The sequence below is a fragment of the Cytobacillus sp. FSL K6-0265 genome (genome assembly GCF_038003465.1).
Taxonomy (GTDB): Bacteria; Bacillota; Bacilli; order Bacillales; family Cytobacillaceae; genus Cytobacillus; species Cytobacillus stercorigallinarum.
The window spans coordinates 1979720-1997654 of sequence record NZ_JBBOPE010000001.1 but is presented as its reverse complement, the minus strand read 5'-3'; the positions used below and the strand labels follow the sequence as shown (position 1 = coordinate 1997654).

Here is a 17935-nt window from a genome sequence, read left to right as displayed (position 1 = left end):
GTCGCAAAGATTATTGTAACTTATCCCTATCCCACTTTGATAGATTGATCCTTATGTTTCAATGTTGAGAGAACACTTAATGCTGCTAAATAACTTGTCTTTGGATTGTTTGGCATCGGATCATTCTCAACCACTAGTTTCACATTTCCAAACGCCCCTTTTGCTATAATCTCATGACTATTTTTCGATGCTTTTGGATCAGCAATAATCTTCACTTTTGTCTCTTTTGAACCAAGTCCAGCTAACGATAGAATGATTGATACGTTAATATTCTTAGGAAACTGTTTAATCGCTTCATAGGCATTACCTTCAAATAAGACTGTTTTCTTCTCAAGACTAACCCCATTTAAGGCATGCGGTGGCTTCGTTGTTGTTAACGCTACTTCTTGTAAAGCACCGATAGCTTTAGCAGCTTTTAATATATCCAAACCTCCTACCGCTCCTGATGGTAAATGAATCGTTGTCCCATGTTCTTTACATATCGTTTCTAATTGGAGAAAATAGTCGTTATCTGAAAATGCGCCTACACTGCTTACAACAAGATCTTTCCCATGTGTGAGAATCGATGCGGCATGTGTTCGAACAACTTCTACAGTTGCTGCTTCAACAATCACATCTATATCTGATGAAATCAGCTCATCGATGGTTTGGTAGCTTCGCAAATCATACTGCTCTGCCAGCTCATTTGCTTTCTCTTGATTTCTTGTATACAATCCAACGAATTGTGCACCATCAACCAATTGATCGTTATTGATAGATTGTAGCAAAAATTTTCCGATATTTCCGCCACCTATTAATCCCAGCTTCATTTTTCAACCCTACTTTCTAATTCGCGAATCCATATGTGTCTGCAAAAAATTCCAAGCTACAGTGTCTTGTTTCGCGTGAAATACCACTTTCTTTTAAACCAGGAAAATCTAAATGAAGGTCCTGGAATACGGTATGGTTATTAATAAATACAGCTCCTGCTTCTAATTGATCAGCAAACATAATCGCTTCCTCTTCATTCTCTGTCCAAACAGAAGCGCGTAAACCAAAATGGCTATCGTTTGCAAGTTTTATGGCTTCTTCATTTGTTTGAAATGAGAGGATTGGAATAACTGGTCCAAATTGTTCCGCTTGAACAATTTCGCTATTTTGAGCAACACCAGTAATAATAGTCGGTTCTATAAAATATCCATCATTCCAACCATCTGGATCAATTTTGATTCCACCTGTAAGGACTTCTGCCCCAGTATCCTTCGCTCTCGCAATTAATCCTTTTACATATTCATATTGTGTTTGATTATTTAACGGCCCCATCTCTACATCTGGTTGAATCCCATTACCAACACGAATATATTGGAACTTTTTCCGCAATTTTTCCACAAGCTCTTCATATCGAGATTCATGCACATATACCCTTTTAACTGCTGAACATACTTGACCAGCTGCTCGTAAGATCCCAAATCTCAACTTAGTAATCAATTCGTCATCGAGTTTCGCGTCTTCTAAAAAGATGGCAGCATCATTCCCGCCTAATTCCATAAAAATGTTTTTCACATTGCTAGCTGACGCTTTCATGATTTCTTTACCCGTTTCCGTACTACCAACAAAGGCAACTGTACGTACACTAGAATCTTTGCATAGCGCATCCCCGATTAATGAACCTGATCCCGTTACAACATTCAATACACCATTTGGAAAGTATGAAGCGACCTTTTCTAGAAATGTCATAATCGTAAGTGGACAACTTGTAGCTGGTTTAACGATGACTGTATTCCCTGTTAAAATAGCAGGAATTACGCGCTTAAATGTTAAGATCATTGGTGAATTCCATGGGGAGATGACCGCTGTTACCCCTCTTGGCCTTCTACGAATTTGCACTTTTTGTTCTCCATCTAATGCCTCTGGTTGCCACCAATTTAATAATTCATCGGACGCTTCTCTCATAATGTCGACACATCGAAGTAAATCTTTCTTTGCTTCAACTAATATTTTACCATTTTCCCTTACGAGCAAATTCACATTTTCTTCAACGATTTTTTCAATCGCTCCTGCTGCTTCCTTCATTTTTGCTGCACGTTCGTGAATATCTGATTGAGACCAAGATTCGAATGCTTTCACTGCTGCTGTTATTGCTTTATCTACATGCTCCTTTGTACAAAGAGCAACTTCTCCAACAACTTCTTGCGTATTTGCTGGATTAATGACTTCCTTTTTCTTGTCCGCTTCCAACCAGTTACCATCAATTAAAAACTTGCCAGACACTTTAGGATATGTTGAAATCATTATGCTTCCTCCTTTACTCAGATGTTTGCTTATAACTTCTTCGGTTTAAATGCATCAGCAGCACCAGGAGGTCCTTCAAAAGGCTTAGCCATTGGTCCTACAGCTTCCATATCTACAACAATAATTGTCGGATTAACACTTTTTGCCGCTTTATTAATCTCTACCGCAAATTCATCACTTGAATGAATTCGTACCGCATCAAATCCCATAGACTCTCCCATTTGCACAAAATCAGGACTTAGTAGATCAACAGCTACTTGACGACCATATGCATTTTGTTGAATATTACGAAGAACGCCATATCCACCATCATCAAACAAGACAACAATAAGCGGCAGTGCTTCTTGGGCAGCAGTCGGCATTTCACCAACATTCACCATAAAACCACCATCACCAGCCATTAAAACTACTTTGCGATCCTTTGCAGCGATTTGAGCACCAATCGCTGTCGGTAACCCTTGACCAATTCCACCACCGGAAGCATGAATAGATGTTCTCGGTTCAATAATCTCGAACAATCTACTTCCCCATACGTTAGCTTGCACGGTAACATCTCGTACGAGCACTGTATCTTTAGGTAATGCTGCTCTCATTTCGTCCATTATTTGCTCATATGGTCCTAATGTTGCTCGTAAATTAGCTCGTAATGTTTCTCTTAGGTGCTTTACTTCAGCTTTATATGATGGTTTATCTTGAACCCCTTTTGTTTGTAATTGCGTGACTAAGTTATTTAAAATATCCTTTGCGTCTCCAACAAGCCCATAACTACAAGTGTAATTTCGGTTCATTCCTTGCCAATCGGCATCAATAGCAATATGAAGATTCGGCACTTCAACCTTCCAATTAGACGTTTCATTTCCTCTAAATCTCACACCGACACTAATTAACAAGTCCGCATTCTTGAGCAATTCTTTCGTGCCTTGATAGGCAGCAAAATGACCAATGCATTGTGGATGATCTTCAGGGATGCTTCCTTTTCCAGATTGGCTCGTAATAACAGCAGCTCCCAGCTGATTGGCCAATCTTGTTAACTCTTGGGATGCGTTTGCTGAAATGACACCTCCACCAGCCCAAATCACAGGACGCGTCGCTTTAGCAACCAATGAGAGTACCTCTTCAGGAATATATGTATTTGAGTTAACTTCCGGAGTTTTTACCGACCAGTCTTGTAGGTGCAGGTCAGGAATAATCGCAGATTGATAATCAATGGGGATCTCTAACGAAACAGGGCCAGATGGGGCAGTTAGAGCAGTTACAACCGCTTGCCTTACCACTGCTTTTGCTTGATTCGGCACTCTTAAGCGCATCGCTTGTTTAGAGCATCCTTCTAACATTGATAATTGATCTTTACATTCATGAATATAGCCACGGCCAGTACCTAAATAGGTTGATGCCACTTCACCAGTTAGGTGGAGAAGTGGTACACCTGCTGCCCAAGCTTCAACAAGTGCGCCAGCTGCATTACCTGCGCCTGTTCCTGTACTGGTAATGACAACACCAAGCTTTCCTGTCACACGTGCATAGCCATCGGCCATATTCACCGCTCCACTTTCACCACGTGCACACACAAGATGGATGCTTCCTTCTCGTAAAATGGCATCATAAATTGGCATATTATGTATACTTACAATACCAAACGCTGTCGTTACACCCGCTCTAACAAGCTCTTGAACAACCGCATCAGCAACGGTAAAGTCCATTTCTGAGTTTTCTGTTAACTCCGCTTGCTCCATTTGCTTTGTTTCTGTCATTAGTATCTTCCTACCTTTTTTGTATATTTATAATGCCTTTCCTAATGCACCTGCTGTTTCAATAGTTGAACCAGCGACATAGCTTGCGTGTTTGGATGCTAAAAATAAAATCACACTAGCTACTTCTTCTGCTTCTCCCACACGTCCTAGTGGGATATTTCTTTTCTTCGCTAAGTCTGCATAATAACTTTCCGGATCCATGTCGGGTGCATTCTTTTTCCTTCTTCTTTCCCATTGATCCGTTCTAATTAAGCCAAGACTTACTGAATTTACAAGAATATTATCACTCGCCAGTTCTTGAGATAATGTTTTACTTAAATTAAGTAATCCTGCTCTTGTTGCAGCTGTTGCGATCATATGTCTCTCAGGTTCTTTCGCGAGCGTAGCATTTATATTGATTATGCGACCGCCACCACGCTCAACTAAGTATGGATGAACAGCTTTTACAGCGTGGATGATAGCAAAATACTTTAATTGAATTTGTTGTTCCCATTGTTCATCAGTGACATCAAAGAAATGTCCCATCACACTTTGCCCAGCTGCATTGACTAAAATATCAATACCCGAAAACTTTTCTGCTGTACCTTTGACAAAACGCTGTACATCTTCTTTATTCGTTACATCACATGTTTCGGCAAAAATGCTGTTAGCAGATGCTAAATCTGTTAAATGCTTCTCTGCCATATTTTTTCTTCTTTCATCTCTACCACAAATAGCGACTTTAGCACCTTCAGCTAGAAACATCTCAGCCGTCTTCAATCCAACACCTGAGGTACCACCCATAATAATTGCTACTTTATTTTTTAATCCTAAATCCATTACATTCTTCCTTTCTCAAGTAAGCCATTAAATCAATGATTGTAATTTTGCCCAGCCTGGATCTGGTTTTCCCCCCATTGCTGCCCGTGCTTCTTTAGATGGCGGTCCGGCGATTCCCCACTGATCCATTAAGTGTGGTACACGCTTCCATACTCTTGCTTTCCATTCTGCTTCGTCCTCAATCGTTTCAAGATAACAAGTGTATTCCATGACAAAATTACCCGGGTCCTTGAAATAGCAAAAGATATTATCTCCTGGGCCGTGCCTACCTGGTCCCCATAGTTCACTAAATCCCGCTTTACGCACATTAGCAATGCCACGCATTACTTCATCTACTGTGTCAACTTCATAAGCAATATGATTAACAGATGCATGACCTTCTTGATTAAAAGCAATGGAGTGATGTTTTCGATTACAACGTAAGAACACCATTTTATCTTCGCTCCAGTCCGTCACTTTAAAGCCAAGAATATCTGTATAAAATTCTGTAATCATTTGTAAATCAGCTGTATTCATTACGACATGATTGAGCTTCACTGGGTCTACATTTTTTTGATTCCAAATGGATGTATGAATTTCAACCCATGTTGATAATTCAATTACACGATTTTCCGGATCAGCAAAGCGGAGTCCATAACCTTTACCTTCTTCATCTAAATAGCCGGGTGCCTGAACAATCGGTACGCCTTTTTCTTGTAAATATTCTGCAGCACGGTCAACCGCATGCTTATCCACCATGCCAAATGCGATATGATGAAGAGCACTTCTGTCGCCACTGTGTAAACTTAGAATATGGTTTTCAGGTCCTGCTCCTCTGAAATAAACCGTTTGTTCATCCTCAGCCGTTTTGTCTAATCCCCAAACTTTTTCATAAAAGGCAGCTTGTTCTTCAATGTTCGGAGTAATGAGACTGATATGTCTTAAATGGGTAATACCAATCATTTTGAAACCTCCTCTATAAATAAAGCGAAATTTCGTGGTAAATGTTTCGCTCGTTACAAATTATTGGTGAATATAGTATGTTAATAAAAATCGGTAAGGATAGACCATATGATATTGGCCTTCCTTACCTCACTTCATTATTTGTCTGCAATAATTGCTTCTCTTTCTTTCGCTCTTTGAAGACGAAGTTCTTCTAATTCGCTCCCTTTTACGTAAGTTGGCAAATTCGGTTTAACAGCACCAAGCATAACTAACATTAATGCTTCTTCGTCACCATCATTATGAATCCCACGATAGACACCAGGTGGTGAACTGATACAATCACGCTCATTTAAACGAATTTCATGAACCTCATCACTATCTACTTCTTGAATCATCGCTTTTACGCTTCCTTTAATAATAAAGAAAACTTCTTCAACATCATCATGTAAATGCAATGGTCCAATACACCCTGCAGGTAATACCATCGTGCTTAATGTAAAATGCTCAGCTGCAATAACATTAGAATCAGCATTTGCAGTGGCTCCACGACCAATATATCTCATTTGTGCTCTTTTAAATCTTGGGTCAATTTCTTCTTGGAATTTAAGAACATTCCAATCTAATGAACGATCCTGTAATCTTGCTACATGCTTCTTTTCAAATTCTTTAATATCAATTGCCATTTTCAAAACACTCCTTTATGTTTTATATTAGAAACACTGTTTCTCCTATAAATCAATTTTAAAATCTGTTAACAAAAAAGTCAACAAATTTTGAGAAAATTTTAAAAAGATAAATAGTTGAAATCAAACAATTAACTTACTATTGACTGATTATTATGAATAACCCTTAACTCAGCTGATTCACGTTTAAGTGTAAATAAATAAGCAACAAAACCTAAAGCAGAGGCAAAAATTAAGACAATGATTGACGTCCCAAAGTCTCCGTTAGATAGATCTCGTAAATATCCCATAATATAACTGGCAAAACCACCCATAATATTAGTGAATCCCATCATACCTGCTGCTCTCCCAGCGGTTTCAGGTGTAGAGAATTTCACAATAAACAAATTACTTAGATGGAAGACCCCACCTTGTGTTCCCATAGCTAATCCCATGCATATACCAGCAATGATCGCGTTAGGTGACATAATGCCACCACATAAAAAGATCGTGGTTAATGCAAATAAAATGGTCGCCATAAGGCTTGGACGGTTTGTCTTATCTGATAAGTACCCACAAATAAGGACAAATCCTAAAGCAAATAACCAAGATAATGATGTAATACTACTCATCGCTTCCCTCGAAAAGTCTTTCGCTTCAATTAAATAAGTAGGTAACCAGATACTTATACCAAAAAATAAAAAGGAAGACATCAGCATTCCAAACCATACAATCCAGTAACGATAGTCTTGGGCAAAACTTTTCGATTCATCTTTTTTATCAACCGGGTTTTTCTCACGTATATAGGAAAGCTCATCATGTGTAATCCCTTTATGCTCTTCTGGTGTATCTCTAGTAAGAAAATAAAAAAGTGGCAGTACAAGCAATAAGTTAAAAGCAGCGAGTAAGAAGAATGCAGCTTGCCAATGGAGACTAGCAATGATGGCGGTTAGCATTAAAGCACCCACAGCCGGACCTAAATAGTTACCAGATAACCATGATGCTTGTGCTTTTCCTAATTCTTTATAATGAAACCAGTTAGCAATGAATTTTCCACACACAGGAATCATCATACCCTCACCAAGGCCAAGAACGATTCTTGATAAGATAAACATCTCATATGTAGTTGATAAGCCAGCGGTAATCATCGTTATGGTCCAAACAACTAATCCTAACATTGCTGTTTTTCTGGCACCTAGTTTATCAATAATCACACCCCAGAATAGGTTTGATACAGCATAAGCAATTGTGAATATAAATGTGATAAAACCAATCTTGGCATTTTCACCAGTAATGCCTAAATCACTAAGAAAATCAGCATCTGTTTGAATAATAGAAATACCGAGCTTATCAATTTGGCCAAAAAACCAAAAGAAGAATATCGGTACAGCAATATACAACCATCTTTTCTTTCCTGTTAACATCCTTTACCCTCCTATAATATGCTGGAAAAAATCACTAATTATAAAAAGTCACCCCCATTAAAATATCTATCCATTCAAAACTTTGTTTTTTATACAAAACAAAGTTTATATAATCTTAAAATTTTTAAAAAATTTTGTCAATACAGATTCTTATAAATTAAAACTATTTTCACTATACTTATACAGAAAATTATTTCATCTTAAGTGAGTTTGCTTCCTCTATTAGTTAGGGCATATCAGTTAAAGCAGCCATAAACCTTAGTAAATTTAAAGAGATAAATGACACTTTATGATAGGATTTCAATATTATTTCTAGCGAATCTATTCATTTAATGACTTTTTTATTGGGGACTACTTATAAAAGGAGAGACAAATGAAGGGTTTCTAATGCATCGTTCATCTAGTAGTTTAAACTTTTACCTACTAGGGCGAAATTGTCCAGAGGTGAAATAAGCAATGGAAAAAACTTCGTTTAAAAGAAAGAGAATAATTCCAATACAAAAAACCCGAATCCATTAGATTCGGGTACAACAATTGTTCGAGTCTTCTAGTGAATTAATTTCCAATAAGACCCGATAATTGTTTAGATATTTCAAGAATTTTCGGTAGGGCTACTTTTTCGATAAAATCATTCTGATAGGTAACATCAGTGGCGACAATATTAATAGCTGCCACTACTTTTCCGCTACGATCATATATTGGTGCCGCTACCGATTGAATGCCTTGATGGAATTCACCTAAAGAAATAGCATAACCATTTTTCCTAATTGTTTCTAATTCTTCAAAGAAGCCAGGTAAATCAGTTTGCGTTTTTTCTGTATACGGTTTTAAGTTTGATCCATACACTATTTCACGTAGCTTTGCTTCTGGCTGCATAGCTAATAGAAGCTTACCATTAGCTGTTGCATGTGCTGGCAATCTTAAACCGATATTTACATTAATGGCAGATACGCCGCGAACAGGTGCACTGCCTATGTATACGACTTCATAATCATCTAATATCGATAAATGACATGACGCTCCAGTTGTATCACGGAGCGTATCCAAATAAGGTTGAATGATTTCAGGTAAGTTTAAACTATTTAAATAAGCAAACCCTAGCTCGAGCACTTTTGGTGTTAAGCTATAGCGCTTTGTATGTTCATCTTGATGTAAGTAACCTAACGTTTGCAATGTATAGAGTAAACGGTATGGTACAGTACGACTTACATTTAATTCTTTCGCAATTTCAGCTAAAGACATCGTTGAACGTCCGCCGTTGAATAGTTTCAAAATTTCTAATCCTCTGACTAATGAATTGGCATTATATCGCTCTTTTTCACCGTTAGCCACTCCATCACCCCACTTTCCCAGTAAATACTATATTACTATTTTAACAAAAAATCGTTGAAAAAGATATTAAGAATCATTTTCGTTTATATATTTACAGGATTTTGCAGAAATTTCCGTACAGCTTCATTAAAAGATGCCGGATCCTCTTGATAGCATAGATGACCTGTATTAGGGATAATGACCAACTGCGATTCAGCAATCGCTTGATGGAAGATTTCTGCTTCCTCAACAGGAGTTGCCTTATCAAATTCACCACATATTATTAAAGTTGGCGTCGTTATGCTCCCATAAATATCTGTGTGATCCAAAGAATATAAAGAGTTAGCAACCGAGATATACCCTTTCGGTCGAACTTGTGCCATAATTCTTTCTGCTTCTTTCACTACCTCCAGATTAGGTTCTGGCGCTAACAATTCCCTTACTCTTTGTTTTGCTAGTTCTTCTCCTGTTAGATTTGTCACATTATAAACTCTTCTAGTTAACTTTTTCCTGTTCTCTTCTTCACTATTCCCAGCAGCCCCTCGTGTTGGATCAGCAATAATGAGTAATTCAACTCGATCTTTAAAACGATAGGTAAAATCTATTGCAATGGCAGAGCCCATGGAATGACCAAGTAAGTAAAATTTCTGTAATCCTAATGCATCGACGAATTGCTTAAGTACATCAGCAAATTGCTGGAAACTTGTAAACTCTTCTTCCGGATCACTACTTTGCCCATAACCTGGTGCTTCCCATACAAATACTTGAAAGTCATCTGATAAACCTTCTAATTGTTTTGTCCACGACTGAGAATTATTACCCAACCCGTGTAAAATAATAAGCGGCTTTCCTTCGCCTTTCACCCTATAATGAATCTTCATTTCTTCACTTACTCTTATGATAGGCATTCTACTCCTCCTCTTCATTATGTTTCTATAACAAAACATTGTTTTAATTTTAAATAGATACCCATCATTTGTCAATCATTATTCTAAATTTTTAGATATTTCACTATTATTATGTACTATTTTTTCTTTTATTTTTTATGAGTAAACTCTATCAAACTAGGGTATGAATTTAGTAATCAACTAGGAGGTGGAGAATATGCCTTGGAATACGACAGATTATCCAGATTCATTCAAAAACTTAGAAACAGCGATAAAGAAAAAAGCCATCGAAATAGCTAACAGTCTCATACGTGATGGCTATAATGAAAGTCGTGCTATTCCAATTGCAATTGAACAAAGTAAGAAATGGTATAGAAATGCAGCAACGAAAGAACGAAACCAAATGATTCAATCATCTGACAGTGATTTACAACCCGAAGGAAAAGCGGATAAAGATAAGAGTAGAAGAATTCAAGAAGGACAACATGTACTGCCCCATGATGATGGTTGGGCTATTACAACTGATCATGGGAAAAAACCATCTGAGATACTTCCTACGAAAGCAGAAGCAGTAAAAAGGGCAAAAGAAATCGCTCAAAATAAAAAAACTCATCTTGTGATATATAAACAAGATGGAACCATTGACGAGAAACATTCTTATGATATAGAAGAGTAACAGCACTTATTCTTCCTATCATAAGAATCTAAAAACACAAACAAGCCGGAAAAGGTTTCGGCTTGTTTGGTATGCTCTTAAACTTATTTACTAGTCTGCAAAGAAAATAACTACCCTTATAACTTAGGCAGAAGACTGCCCAATCGTTATCCATTCATTACTTTTCATCTTGTTAACACATCGTTAAACCGCCATTAACAGAAAGTGTTTGCCCGGTAATATAATCCGCTTCCTTTGAAGCAAAAAAAGCGACGGCACCAGCTATATCTTCTGGTTGAGCTAATTTTCGGAATGGAATGGCTTTCTCAAGTGCAGCAGCAATCCCTTTATTATAAGATCCTATTTCTTGGAAAAGCGGCGTATCGGCTGGACCTGGGGCGATGCAATTCACATTTATTTGATATCTAGCCATTTCTCTCGCAATCGTCTTTGTAAATGCAATTACACCACCTTTAGCAGCAGAGTAAACTCCTTCTCCGCTTGAACCTACTCGTCCAGAATCTGAAGCAATATTAATTACTTTTCCTTTCCCTTTTTCAATCATTAACGGCAGAATCGTTTTACATGTGTGTACTTGCCCCATTAAATTAATGTCTATTACTTTTCTCCAAGTATCGGGTTCACTTTGTAAAAATGGTTCGATTTTATCCCATCCCGCATTATTTACAAGTAAATCAATACTTCCATACTTCTGTTGCACTTCCTTTACAGATTGTTCTACACTTTCTAAACTCGTTACATCACAATGTACAGCAAAGCCCTCTCCGCCTATTTCTTTAACAAGTTCGATCGTTTCTTTGGCATTATTTATATTAATATCACTGGCAACTACCTGATAATTATTTGCAACGGCTAAGGAAATCGCTCTTCCCATCCCTCTACCGCCTCCGGTTATATAGGCAATCTTAGTCATTATTCATCCACTCCTTTTTACTTAAGGTACATTCAATTTTTTAATAACGATTCTCTTAATTTAAACTTCTGGATTTTCCCACTTGCGGTTCGTGGAAATTCATCTAGAAGGACAAAATGTTCTGGCCAATATTGTTTAGCTACCCCTTTTTTTAGTAAAAATTGTTGTAACATTGATAAGGTAAACGTAGTATCCCTTTGTTTTAATTGAATAAATGCGCATGCTTTTTCTTGCAATCGTTCGTCCGGCATTGCCACAACTTGCACATCATTGATCAACTCATACTCATATAGGACATTTTCAATATAAGATACAGGGATATTCTCCCCACCACGAATAATAATATCTTTGTTTCTGCCAGTAATTCTTAAATAACCATCTTCATCCATCACACCTCTATCACCAGTAATAAACCAATCTTGATCGAATTCAGACTGCGTTTTCTCTATTTGTTTATAATAACCGCGAAATAATGCAGGACCACGGCAATAAATATTACCTTCTTCTCCCGCCTGGCAAGTCTCCAATTGTTGATTGACAACCTTTACTTCCATTCCAGTGAAAGCAACGCCATCTGTTTCCGTCAATTTTTGAATAGAATCATTTCTCTTTGTTAAGGTAACTAACCCATTTTCTGTTTGCCCCCACCCTGCCAATATTTTGAATGATACAACCTTTTCTGCTTGCTTGACTAAGTTTCTAGGAATGGGTGCCCCTAAAGCAATAAAATACTTCAAACTACTAATATCTGCCGTTCTTTTTTTAGCAGCAGCGATCGTGTCTTTTAGAAAAGGTGTAGCTCCTGCCGTAAAAGTCACATTCTCTGTTTCTATCAGCTTTAAGAATGCATCTGGGTTCCAAGTATCTTGGTAGATTGCTGTACCACCATATTGTGTTGGTAACCTAACACCGTAAGCAAACCCCGTTTGATGGGCGAAGGTTGATGCCATAAATAACACATCTTCATTCGTTAATTGCAAATGATCAATCCAATAATGAGAAGTAATACATAAAGTATTATGAGTATGCATGACACCTTTAGGAAGACCAGTTGTACCTGATGTAAAAATGATCTCAGTTACTTCATTAGGATCTATTTCTATATTTAATAGCTCATTTCTGCGTTTTTCCTGTGAGTCTATAGAAGTGACTAGTGATGCAAACGATTTCATTTCTTCCGGAATTGATAACGAATTTCCTACAACTACAACATTCTCAAGTTCCGGCCATTCTTTTAGACATTTCTCTACCATTTCAATATAATCATGGCCTCTAAAACAATCCGGAATAACTAACAATTTAGCCCCTACTTCTTTAATCATATAAGTAAGTTCTCTTTCTCGATAAATAGGGACAAGCGGGTTAGTAATCGCCCCAATTTTTGAAGCAGCATAATGCAGAATCACAAACTCATTCCAATTCGGAAGCTGAATAGAAATGACATCGCCTTTTTTTATACCTAAGTCCAATAAACCAAGTGCGACGCGATCGACTACTGAGCCTAACATTTTGTATGTGTATCGACTTTTACTATCGATAATCGCTGTTTTATTTGGTGTACGTGTGATTGCTTCATCTAAGTAATCAATAATCGTTTTATTGAGCCATTGTGAAGAATACGATGTTAATTCACCTAATCGTTCCACAACAAACACTCCTTCATCTTTCATTTAACTTCTAAATGTCGAAAAGTCTACTGGCCGTTTCTCTATGAAAGCATTTTTTCCTTCCGCTGATTCACTTGATTGATAGAATAATGCTAAATTGGCCATTGACAATTGCGTAATCCCTTGAATATTTGCACTATCTGCATTGAAAGACAGTTTCAACATTTTAATAGCTGTTGGACTTTTTTGTAGGATTTTTTGTGCCCAGTCTTCTGCCGCTTGCTGTAATTCATGTAATGGAACAACTTTATTCACTAAGCCCATTTCCTTACATTCATCAGCGCTATATTGCTCACATAAGTACCAAATTTCTCGCGCTTTCTTCTCACCAACGATTCTCGCTAAATATGCTGATCCGTATCCTGCATCAAAGCTACCAACCTTTGGCCCTGATTGCCCAAACTTTGCGGTATCAGCAGCAATTGTTAAGTCACATACAACGTGTAATACGTGCCCTCCACCGATTGCATAGCCATTAACAGCTGCAATAACTGGCTTAGGGATGTTTCTTATCGTTTGATGGAGATTCTCTATCTCAAGACCAATCCCATTCCCTAGACCACCTTTACCATCATAGCCACTTTCTCCATCTTTTTGTTTTTGATCGCCACCTGTGCAAAACGCTTTTTCTCCTGTGCCTGTTAAAATAACAGCACCAATTGTGTTATCATCCCAAGCTTCACGAAAACACCAAATTAATTCTTTAATCGTTTGTGCTCGAAAGGCATTATAAACCTCTGGTCGGTTAATAGTTATTTTGGCTACGCCATTTTTCTTTTCCAGTATAGTATCTATTAATTCCATCAGTGATTCTCCTTTTCTTCTAATTTGTATTTATATTTTTTGATAAGATCGAAATTCTTTTCCTATAAGATGTTTGGCAATGACCATTTGGTTTGCTTGCGCTGTTCCATCACCAATTTCTAATCCAATAACATCTCTTAACCTTTGTTCAAATGGCATTTCTTTTGTATAAGCATAATGCCCATTTAAAAGGAGACATTCATGAATCGCTTCACTACTATATTTCGGTGCAAGCCACTTAACAGATGCTGCTTCTTTCGTATGTGGTAAACCTTCATCACGCAACCACAGTCCTCGATAAGCTTGCCATTTAACGAGCTCCAGTTGCGTATAGTGATTTACTATCGGAAAAGAGACTGCTTGATTCACAGCTAACGGTCTGCCAAAAGAATGTCTTGTTTTCACATGTTCGATTGTTTCATCCAAACTTTGTACGGCTGCACCTATACATTGGAGTCCTATTAATAACCGACTTAAATCAAAGCCATTCATCACTTGAGAGAAGCCTTCATTTAGATTACCTATCAAATACTGCTCAGGAATCATCACATCAGTTAAATAAACGGAGCCTCTACCTATTGGGATATTTCCCATATCTTCGTAACCTTTGCACTCTACTCCTGGTAGATCACTAGGTACAAGAAAAGCGGATATTCCTTTATTTCCGGCTGTTGGGTCGGTTTTAGCAAAAAGAATAAATGCATCAGCAACGGTTGCCACACTGATACCCGATTTCTCACCATTTAGAATGAAGTAATTCCCTTTGCTTATAGCTGTTGATTGTATTCCACCTGCATCGGTACCTGCTTGCGGTTCAGTAATTGCAATGCCAACAATCGATTTTCCCTGTGCAATTTTCGGCAGCCACTCTGATTTTATGGCATTATTTGCATGAATGGAGAGAATTTCTCCTATTAATGCATTTAACATTACCGAATAAGTCAAATTAAAGTCACCTTTGCCAATCTCCTCAGCAGCAATACCTGTCGTGATACAATCTGCCTCGCTGCCACCATATTTTTCTGGAATACGTAAACCTGTTACACCTAACCCCCCTAGCTCCTCCCATAAATGTCTCGGTGTCTTATTCTCTCTGTCCCATTTTGTATATTGAGGTAATAATACCTCCTTAGAATATTGTTTTAAAATTTTTCGAAAATCCTCTTGCTCTTCAGTAAATGAAAATTGTAACATTATCCATCCTCCTCTCTGTGAATATAAAGCAAGAACCATGCCAAATTATTTTATTTGTTTGTAGCGGTTTTGTCGTTTTATTTTTCTCAATATTGCGAATTATTCTCACTTTTGCAAATTACGTTTGCAAAAGTGAGTCCTTATCCAATAATTGATCAAACAAAAAACGCAAACAAATTGGCTACCTGCCAAAATCTGTTCACGTTTTCTAATTTTTATGTTTTGATTTGATATTTAGCTATTTTTCTATATAAACTAGCTAAATGAATATTTAATTTTACAGCAGCCATTGTTTTATCTCCACCCGTTTCCTCCAAAGCCTCAACAATAGCCTTTCTTTCTGTATCTTTTACGATTTCTTCTAAGGTTTTTGAAGGTTGAATGCTTGATAAACACTCGGTATGACTAGTTTGAGTCGCTACTCTTTTCACCACTGCATTGTCACCTAACTCTTCTCCGGTAGAAAGTGTTACCCCTCTTTCTACAACAGCTTTTAATTCTCTTATATTACCAGGCCATTCATGGTTCATTAACCATTTGAGTAAATGAGGATGAATATGATTTACGTTTTTATTTAGTTGTTGATTATATTTATCTAAAAAATAGTCAACAAGCGGGATTATATCTTCTTTTCTTTCTCTTAAAGGTGGGATAGGTAAATCAAATACGAATAAACGATAGTATAGATCTTGTCTAAATTCCCCTGCTGAAACTAGCTCAAATAAATCTCTATTCGTAGCGGCTATAATCCGAATATCCACCCGCTTCTTTCCTATGGAACCAAGCCTCTCAACTTCCCTCTCTTGCAACACCCTTAATAGCTTACCTTGAGCGGCTTTAGGCAATTCGGAAATTTCATCAAGGAACAAGGTACCATTTTGTGCTAGCTCAATTTTTCCCGGCTTGCCTGTTTTTTTTGCTCCACTAAATGCGCCTTCTTCATAACCAAATACTTCAGATTCAAATAATTCTGGTGGAATGGCCGCACAATTAACAGCAATAAAAGGACCTCTTCGCCTTGGACTGGCATGATGAATCGCTTGAGCGAATAATTCCTTACCAGTCCCACTTTCACCAGTAATTAAAACTGTGGATGAACTAACAGCAATACGGGCAGCTAACTCTTTCACTTCTAATAACTTTTGACTTTCACCAATAATATGCGCAAATTCATAATTAGCTGCATGAGTAGCACGTGTATATTTCTTTTTTTCTTGTAATAAAGAAAGAAACTGTTTTAAAACAGGAAGAGAAATTTCACCTGCTTTTAATAATATAGTTAAACGATAATGCTCATTTTCCTTATTAACTTTGACAATACAGAGAACCGATAAGATTGTAAGACACTGGAGCTTGCCAATCAGATAAGGAAAATTACTGACTTCAATCAATTGCTCTTTCAATTCCTCTGCTGTCATCGCAAACCGTTGGGTAAATACAGTATTAGCAGTAATTATTCGTCCATGCTCATTTACGATCAATATAGGATTTTGATGAGATTGATCCATCAATGTTATCTCTTTCATCTTATTCAACCTTTACGCCCGAGTAATTGTACCACGAGCTGACCTCTAATGACTTCATGATTATTTTCGTTTAAGCAAGATACCTTCATCGTTAACCAATGACGTTCACTATGACAGTCAAGTAAATCTAACTTAACTGTAATTTTTTCATCACGGTAAACAGGGTCATAAAATAGCAGCTCTTTTTGCAGGAGCACACAGGGACAACCTGGTAATTTCTCACTGACTACTTGATGTATTAGTCCTTCAACTAATAACGCCGGTACAATCGGTTGATCAAAAGGTTCATCCCATTTCTCATTTTGCACTTGGTAAACAGGGCTATAATCCTTTGTTAGCTCCTGACAACTCAATATATCTTCTTCTGTAAATTTTCTTGCAATGGTTGCACTGTCTCCTATTTTAAATCGACTAGTATCCAAATCACTCTTCTCCTTTTTAGATGATGATAGAAAAAAGGGCTAGGACATAACTAAATGAGCTAACCACAAAAAAGAACAATAACAAATGGATCTTAAAACATCATTTGCAAAAAAATCCGTTCCATTGCGCTCACGTACTCTCGCTTTCCGCGGGGAGGGGCTGAGCTCCTAAGGCATTGCCTGGGGGATCTCAGCTTTCCCTCTATTTCCCGCAGGAGTCGAGTGTCTTCCGCTCCATTTCACTATTCTTTTCATATAAGGGTTCAAACCATACAAAAAAACCGAATGATTAGATGCTAGAACTCCTAATCATTCGGATAAATCATTAGCTAGAATACTTACGTCCCAACCTCTTCCTTATTTCAAGATAAAACCATCTCATATTGTGTGTGTACATCTTTTAAAGCAGCTAATATCGCTTGACCCGCTTTGCCTTTATAATGACCTTTTACTCTTTGTATTAAAGGTTCCAAACCATCATTTAAACTATACCCTCTTAACAACTGGCGAATAAATTCTCTTCCATGCTCTGTTGCTAACGTGCATGATGCATCAATTATTACACCATACTTTTGATCCAATTCTAATGTAATTGTAATCGAATCATATAAGTTCCTTGCCGCCATTCCTTGAGGAAGCTTTGCGTGTCCTGCTAGAAAAAATGTATTCATGATAGGTTGATCT

General features: G+C 37.5%; 17 protein-coding genes. 1 reads left to right on the top strand and 16 read right to left on the bottom strand.

The genetic code is table 11. From position 1 onward, the window contains the following. Positions 1-26: 26 nt before the first annotated feature. From MHH73_RS10235 to MHH73_RS10195, 9 genes are all read right to left on the bottom strand, one after another. Positions 27-809, bottom strand: a complete 783-nt coding sequence (locus MHH73_RS10235; protein WP_341066532.1) for an aspartate dehydrogenase — start codon at positions 807-809, stop codon at positions 27-29. A gap of 16 nt (positions 810-825) precedes the next feature. Beyond that, positions 826-2271, bottom strand: coding sequence for an aldehyde dehydrogenase family protein (locus tag MHH73_RS10230; RefSeq protein WP_341066529.1), 1446 nt, complete (start codon positions 2269-2271; stop codon positions 826-828). Positions 2272-2300: 29 nt separating this feature from the next. Further along, positions 2301-4022, bottom strand: a complete 1722-nt coding sequence (locus tag MHH73_RS10225) for a thiamine pyrophosphate-binding protein (protein ID WP_341066528.1) — start codon at positions 4020-4022, stop codon at positions 2301-2303. A 27-nt stretch (positions 4023-4049) separates the two neighbouring features. Beyond that, positions 4050-4841, bottom strand: a complete 792-nt coding sequence (locus tag MHH73_RS10220) for an SDR family oxidoreductase (protein WP_341066526.1) — start codon at positions 4839-4841, stop codon at positions 4050-4052. Positions 4842-4868: 27 nt separating this feature from the next. Then, positions 4869-5783 carry a VOC family protein gene (locus tag MHH73_RS10215; protein WP_341066523.1) on the bottom strand — a complete coding sequence of 305 codons (915 nt, stop codon included), beginning with the start codon at positions 5781-5783 and terminating at the stop codon, positions 4869-4871. A 137-nt stretch (positions 5784-5920) separates the two neighbouring features. Next, entirely contained in the window at positions 5921-6448 is a 528-nt protein-coding gene (locus MHH73_RS10210) for a cupin domain-containing protein (RefSeq protein ID WP_341066520.1), read from the bottom strand. 131 nt (positions 6449-6579) lie between these two features. Continuing rightward, the gene (locus tag MHH73_RS10205) at positions 6580-7851 is read right to left on the bottom strand and encodes an MFS transporter (protein WP_191811992.1); all 1272 of its coding nucleotides are present in this window, start codon (positions 7849-7851) and stop codon (positions 6580-6582) included. A 555-nt stretch (positions 7852-8406) separates the two neighbouring features. Further along, complete coding sequence (locus MHH73_RS10200) at positions 8407-9183, bottom strand: IclR family transcriptional regulator (RefSeq protein ID WP_191811994.1); 777 nt, start codon at positions 9181-9183, stop codon at positions 8407-8409. An 83-nt stretch (positions 9184-9266) separates the two neighbouring features. Further along, positions 9267-10070 (bottom strand): alpha/beta fold hydrolase, encoded by an 804-nt coding sequence (locus MHH73_RS10195; RefSeq protein WP_341066515.1) that lies wholly within the window; start codon positions 10068-10070, stop codon positions 9267-9269. Between the two features lie 196 nt (positions 10071-10266). Here MHH73_RS10195 and MHH73_RS10190 point away from each other — a divergent pair, with 196 nt between their 5' ends. Next, on the top strand, positions 10267-10725 hold the full coding sequence (locus MHH73_RS10190) for a DUF2188 domain-containing protein (protein ID WP_191811998.1): 459 nt from the start codon (positions 10267-10269) through the stop codon (positions 10723-10725). 172 nt (positions 10726-10897) lie between these two features. Here MHH73_RS10190 and MHH73_RS10185 read toward each other — a convergent pair whose 3' ends face one another. From MHH73_RS10185 to MHH73_RS10155, 7 genes are all read right to left on the bottom strand, one after another. After that, positions 10898-11638: an SDR family NAD(P)-dependent oxidoreductase gene (locus MHH73_RS10185; protein WP_191812000.1), complete on the bottom strand. Its 741-nt coding sequence runs from the start codon at positions 11636-11638 to the stop codon at positions 10898-10900. Positions 11639-11670: 32 nt separating this feature from the next. After that, a complete protein-coding gene (locus MHH73_RS10180; RefSeq protein WP_341066511.1) occupies positions 11671-13284 on the bottom strand; it encodes an AMP-binding protein in 1614 nt (537 codons plus the stop codon). A 24-nt stretch (positions 13285-13308) separates the two neighbouring features. Continuing rightward, positions 13309-14109: a 1,4-dihydroxy-2-naphthoyl-CoA synthase gene (gene menB / locus MHH73_RS10175; protein WP_191812004.1), complete on the bottom strand. Its 801-nt coding sequence runs from the start codon at positions 14107-14109 to the stop codon at positions 13309-13311. Positions 14110-14139: 30 nt separating this feature from the next. Beyond that, entirely contained in the window at positions 14140-15303 is a 1164-nt protein-coding gene (locus MHH73_RS10170; RefSeq protein WP_341066507.1) for an acyl-CoA dehydrogenase family protein, read from the bottom strand. 215 nt (positions 15304-15518) lie between these two features. Further along, entirely contained in the window at positions 15519-16829 is a 1311-nt protein-coding gene (locus MHH73_RS10165; protein ID WP_341066505.1) for a sigma-54 interaction domain-containing protein, read from the bottom strand. Between the two features lie 5 nt (positions 16830-16834). Continuing rightward, entirely contained in the window at positions 16835-17251 is a 417-nt protein-coding gene (locus MHH73_RS10160; RefSeq protein ID WP_191812010.1) for a hypothetical protein, read from the bottom strand. A 362-nt stretch (positions 17252-17613) separates the two neighbouring features. Continuing rightward, entirely contained in the window at positions 17614-17922 is a 309-nt protein-coding gene (locus MHH73_RS10155) for a DUF3870 domain-containing protein (protein WP_191812012.1), read from the bottom strand. Positions 17923-17935: the final 13 nt, after the last annotated feature.